Consider the following 1,975-nt stretch of genomic DNA (forward strand, 5'->3'; position numbering starts at 1 on the left):
AGTTTCCGAACCCGAACCCGTCAAGGCCGAGGCCGCGGTCGCCGAGGCTCCCGCCGAGCCGAAGGCTGCTCCGGCCGGTGGCGGTCTGGGTATGAAGGGTGGCGCGAAGGCCCCCGGCGGTAAGGGTCTGGGCATGAAGGGCGGGCTCAAGCCGCCGGGCGCGAAGGCCGCGGCTCCGGCCGAGGCTGCCGCTCCGGCCGCGGAAGCACCCGCCGCGGAAGCTCCGGCGACTCCGGCCGCCAAGCCGGGCGGGCTCGGCATGAAGGGCGGCCTCAAGGCTCCCGGCGGCAAGGGCCTGCAGATGAAGGGCGCCGCCAAGGCTCCCGGCGCGAAGGCCGACGAATCCGCTTCCGCCGCCGCGGCTCCCGCCGAGAGCGCACCCGCCGAGGCCGCATCCGCGGCGGAGGCTCCGGCGACTCCGGTCGCCAAGCCGGGCGGACTGGGCATGAAGGGCGGCCTCAAGGCCCCCGGCGGCAAGGGTCTGCAGATGAAGGGCGCCGCCAAGGCTCCGGGCGCCAAGCCCGCCGCCGAGGCCGCACCGGCCGAGACTCCGGCTGCCGCACCGGCCGCCGAGGCTGCCGCGACCGAGGCCCCGGCCGCTCCGGCTCCGGCCACCGAGGCCAAGCCGACCATCGCGGCCAAGGGTCTGGCCATGAAGTCCGGCCTGAAGCGACCTGGCCCGAAGGCTCCGGGTGCGGCAGCCCCCGCCGCCGCTCCGGCTCCGGAAGCGCCTGCCGCTCCGGCCGATTCGGCTCCGGCCGAAACCGCACCGGCTGAGACCGCACCGGCACCGGTCGAGCCCGCTGCGGCTCCGGCCGAACCGGCCGCCACCGAAGCCAATGGCACCTCGGAGGGCAACGGCACCTCGGAGGGCAATGGCGCGGCCAAGCCGCCCGCCGCCAAGCCGGGTGGGCTCGGCTTCAAGTCGGGCATGAAGGCGCCGGGCAAGAAGAACTAGGTCCGGGCCCGAAACATCGGGCGGCCGAACCGGATTGAAAAGGGCGGCGCCACCTACGGGTGGCGCCGCCCTTTTCGAATTCTCACCCGTCCCGGATTACCCCCTCCGACCTGGCGATTCCCCGCGCTTTGCGGCCGCGATCCCGGCCACAACGGTTAACCTCGGGCAACAATCCCGGCGGGAGTTCGCCATACTGCAGGGTATGACGGTTGCGCGTGCGGTCCGGGTCGAGATCGGGGTGGAGTCTCTGGGTGGGGTCCGGATCGCCGAACAGGCGGGGGCCACCCGGGTGGAATTGTGTTCGGGCCTCACGGTCGGCGGTCTCACGCCCGGTCCGGCCCTGATCGAGGCGGCGGTGGAGGCGGCGGGGCATACCCAGATCCACGTGCTGATCCGCCCGCGCCCGGGCGACTTCCGCTATTCGGCCGAGGAGGTGTCGCTCATGCGCACCGATATCGAGCGGGCGCGCGCGGCCGGGGCGCACGGGGTGGTGATCGGCGTCCTCGACGAGGACGGGCACATCGATCCGGCGGCGAATACCGAACTGCTGGCCGCGGCCGACGATCTCGAGGTCACCTTCCACCGCGCCTTCGATGTCTGCGCGGATCCCGCCGAGGGCTTCGAGCAATTACTGGAGCTGGGTTTCACCCGGCTGCTCACCTCCGGCCGCCAGGTCTCGGTGCTCGACGGCGCGGCACTCATCGCGCGACTGGTGAATCTGGCCGACGGCCGCATCGATGTGATGGCGTGCGGCGGTCTGCGCGCCGACAATGCCCGCCGGGTGATCGAGCTGACGGGGACGCGGGATCTGCATGCGGCCGTACGCATTCCGGTGCCTGGCCGTCCGCAGCCCGATTCCGAGGTCTCCTTCGCCGAATTCGGAGTGCCCAGCGGCTTCGACCATTTCGTCACCGATGCCGCCGGTGTGGCCGCATTGTGCGATGCGGCGCGTACGGGACTCTCGACCCCCCGGACTATTTCCGCAAATGCGGTTCTGTCCCTTCATTTTTCCCGCTA

The 1,975-nt window shown here is 72.2% G+C and carries 1 protein-coding gene and 1 pseudogene; both read left to right on the forward strand.

What is annotated here, in order from left to right; all coding sequences use genetic code 11:
- Window positions 1–958, forward strand: a pseudogene (locus tag ON43_RS33715) (Fe-S oxidoreductase); the annotation flags it as partial.
- 202 nt (window positions 959–1,160) lie between these two features.
- On the forward strand, window positions 1,161–1,975 hold an 815-nt coding region (locus ON43_RS33720; protein WP_051179590.1), incomplete at its 3' end, for a copper homeostasis protein CutC.

Source organism: Nocardia concava NBRC 100430 (genome assembly GCF_000308815.1).
In the GTDB taxonomy this organism is placed as follows: Bacteria; Actinomycetota; Actinomycetes; order Mycobacteriales; family Mycobacteriaceae; genus Nocardia; species Nocardia concava.